Source organism: Vibrio sp. 970, from assembly GCF_033339075.1.
Genome location: NZ_JAWOTW010000045.1, coordinates 1 through 3,255, shown reverse-complemented (window position 1 = coordinate 3,255; position 3,255 = coordinate 1). Strand labels below are relative to the sequence as shown.

General features: G+C 41.7%; 5 protein-coding genes. 4 read left to right on the top strand and 1 reads right to left on the bottom strand.

Annotated features, from left to right (window positions below; all coding sequences use genetic code 11):
* Window positions 1-162: 162 nt before the first annotated feature.
* The 4 genes from R7Q11_RS24500 (at window position 163) to R7Q11_RS24485 (ending at window position 2,928) form a co-directional block, all read left to right on the top strand.
* Window positions 163-444: a barstar family protein gene (locus tag R7Q11_RS24500; protein WP_225466814.1), complete on the top strand. Its 282-nt coding sequence runs from the start codon at window positions 163-165 to the stop codon at window positions 442-444.
* Between the two features lie 146 nt (window positions 445-590).
* Entirely contained in the window at window positions 591-1,118 is a 528-nt protein-coding gene (locus R7Q11_RS24495; RefSeq protein ID WP_225466813.1) for a CbrC family protein, read from the top strand.
* A 141-nt stretch (window positions 1,119-1,259) separates the two neighbouring features.
* A complete protein-coding gene (locus tag R7Q11_RS24490; RefSeq protein ID WP_029790616.1) occupies window positions 1,260-1,748 on the top strand; it encodes an AAA family ATPase in 489 nt (162 codons plus the stop codon).
* Window positions 1,749-1,902: 154 nt separating this feature from the next.
* The gene (locus R7Q11_RS24485; RefSeq protein WP_225466811.1) at window positions 1,903-2,928 is read left to right on the top strand and encodes a glycosaminoglycan attachment site; all 1,026 of its coding nucleotides are present in this window, start codon (window positions 1,903-1,905) and stop codon (window positions 2,926-2,928) included.
* Window positions 2,929-3,034: 106 nt separating this feature from the next.
* Here R7Q11_RS24485 and R7Q11_RS24480 read toward each other — a convergent pair.
* On the bottom strand, window positions 3,035-3,255 hold a 221-nt coding region (locus R7Q11_RS24480), incomplete at its 5' end, for a type II toxin-antitoxin system RelE/ParE family toxin (RefSeq protein ID WP_225466810.1).

Here is a 3,255-nt window from a genome sequence, read left to right as displayed (position 1 = left end):
GAGAACGCGCATAACAAATTGTTCAAGAGTGATTCGGCACGCGTGGCATTTTTACTATGCGTTGGTTTTAGTGGTTAATGTGGTATGCGGAGACTTAGGTATTGCGTGCCTCACACCTTAACAAGGCGTTATAGCGCAGCGGAGTTTTCCAGTAGAGGTACTATGCGTATTGATTTAGTAATGATAGAGAACGAAAGTCAACTTCATGAATTGATGGCTAATTGCTTAGGTTTTCCAGATTATTATGGAAAAAATTGGGATGCTTTTTGGGATTGTCTTTGTGATCCTGGCTTACGCAATTCGGATTTTCCTAAAGTCATAGAGTTTGTAGGTTCTAGTGATTTTAAGTCGGCTCTTCCTGAGAGTTTCGAATCCTTAAAAAGTTGTTTTGATGATTTCTGCCAAGAGCATCCGAATATAGATATCAGAGTAGACTGGAACTAATGCGCTATAACAAAGCGTTTAAGGCGGATTCCCAACGCTTGGCATTTTCGGTTTGATTTGAATTTAGTGTTTACGGCACAATGGTTTAGGTAGGGTGGTAGCGTTGCTCACCACTTAACGCGGCGTTAGCTTTACTCGGAGGTACAATGGAATTACCAACATTTAAGTATCATCCAGATCCTATAAAAACGGGTGCTGTAGAAGTTACAGATGAAAATTGTGAATGTTGTGGTGTCAGTCGTGGCTACAGGGCAATTTCTACTATTTACTCTGAACATGACGTAGAAACTATTTGTCCTTGGTGCATTTCTGATGGCTCGGCGGCGAAGAAATTCGACGGAGAGTTTGCTGACCCACATCCATTGATGAAAGCTGGACTTGATAAGTCTGTGGTAAAAGAAGTTTGTGAAAGAACTCCAAGCTATATTTCATGGCAGCAAGAAGTGTGGTTATCGCACTGTGGCGATGCTTGCGAATTTCATGGAGATGCAGAGAAGTCTGATCTATTACAGGTAAAAGACGCTGAATTAGAGGCTTTACTAAACGATCAGCTAATAGGTAGTAATGAGTGGCACCAAATAGTCACTTACTATGAAAAAGGTGGGAATCCTGCAATCTACAAGTTCAAGTGTAGATCATGTGGTATATTTACTTATTCGCTGGACTTTGCGTAAAGCTAACAAACTGTTTAAGAGTGATTCGCAACGCGTGGCATTTTCAGTATGTGTTGGTTTTAGTGTTTAAGGTTGTATGCGGCGGCTTTTGCATTGCGTTGCTCACACCTTAACAGGGCGTTATGCGTAAATGGAGGAAACATGGAAAATCAGGGCAAGCTGTTCTTCTTCTGTGGCAAGATGGGAGCAGGGAAATCGACTAAATCTAAGGTTGTGGCTGCTGAAAATAATGCAGTCCTAATTTCAGAAGACGACTGGTTGTCAGCTCATTATCCTTCACAAATCCAAACGTTTGACGACTACATTAAGCACTCTAATCTCATAAAGCCTTTCGTTAAAAACCATGTTCAGAGCTTGCTAAATGTAGGGGTTAACGTTGTCATGGATTTTCCAGCGAATACTGTCAATCAAAGAGCTTGGTTCGCGTCACTGTGCGTTGAAGTAGGTAGTGAGCATGAGCTTTGGTATCTAGACCGAACAGATGAGCAATGTTTATCACAAATTGCTAAGCGCCGAGTTGAGCAACCTGAAAGAGCTATGTTTGACACAGAAGCTGTATTTCATCATGTGACTCAGTATTTTGAAGCTCCAAAAGCGAGTGAAAGTCTCAATCTGGTACGAGTGGGATAATACGCATAACAAAGCGTTTAAGAGGGATTCTCAACGCTTGGCATTTTCAGTTTGATTCAGCTTAAGTGTTTACGGCGCAATGGTTTAGGTTAGGTGGTGGCGTTGTTCACCCCTTAACGCGGCGTTAAGCGTCAGAATAATATCGAGGTATAAATTGGATTTATTTACTCCTATAGCAGATGAAGAGCGCCAACATCCAATCTTCAAAATGCTGTTACAAGAACAATACAAAGCCGAAAGAGAAGTGTTGAACTCATGGGCTAAGGGTTTTGAAGATTGTGATGGTAAGTTTGTATATGAATTTCAAACTACATTTGAATCTTCAATGTGGGAACTCTATCTCCACGCTTTTCTGAAAGAGCTTGGGGCTCAAACAGACTTTTCACATCATGCACCTGATTTTGTGACTGAGCTAGATAGAGAGATTACACTTGAAGCTACTATTGCTGCACCTGCGCAAGGTGGAGAACCCGCAGCTGGTCATTCTCAGATGTTTGCGCCGAAAGATTTTGCTGAGTTCAATCAACAGTCAACTATACGAATTTTGAATAGCTTGTCTTCAAAAATTAAAATGTACCGGACTAAATACTCCCAGTTAGATCATGTAAAAGGAAAGCCCTATGTAATTGGGCTAGCGTCATTCGATAGACCTTTTTCACACTATGCAGTTAACCGTTCTATAATTGCTGCTTTATATGGTCTCTACATAGACGAAGAAACCACTATAGCTACAGGCTCCAAAGAGCTTATTAAGTATCCAGTTGAAGCTGTCGTAAAAAATGAGAAAGCAACAATCCCTACGGGCTTGTTTGCTACCGATGAGTATAAAGATGTTAGTGCGGTTATTTATAGTCCGTTAGCTACATGGGGCAAAATTCGTGCGTTGGCTGACAACCCTGATGCTATGACGGTCTACCACACGTCTCACCTTCCTGTTGGCGACAGCATTCAAGCTGAGATGCGTTTTGCTCCCAAAGCAGAGTATGTTGAGAATATCGCTGATGGATTGCATATATTGCATAATCCATATGCTGAATACCCTTTAGACGCTAGTACTTTTAATCACGCTCGCGTTGCACAATACTTTTTAGATCCAGAGAGAGGTATAGATGTAATTGCTCCAGATGACTTCCTGTTACTTAGACAATTACAAAGCGTAGTAGTGCGACCAGACGCTTAACAAAGCATTTAAGAGTGATTCGCAACGCTTGGCATTTTCGCTTCGCTCAAGTATAGCCAAGCGTCACTCACACCTTAATGCGGCGTTAGTTCCCCAGAGGAAGCAATCAATCCGTAGGGAATTTTTGTTTCTGGTGTAGTACACGCATAACTCGGATGATATCGCCCTCAATCCAGTAAGAGACAATCATCGAAATCTCAGGAATGATGAGTAATCGTCCGCGGATGCCATCTCGTTGCACACCCATTAAAGGTTGTTCAAGCAAGTTTTCTACTTTTGCTTCAATGAGGTTGTCAGTTTTTTCTGCCGCATCAGGGTTGAAGTCAT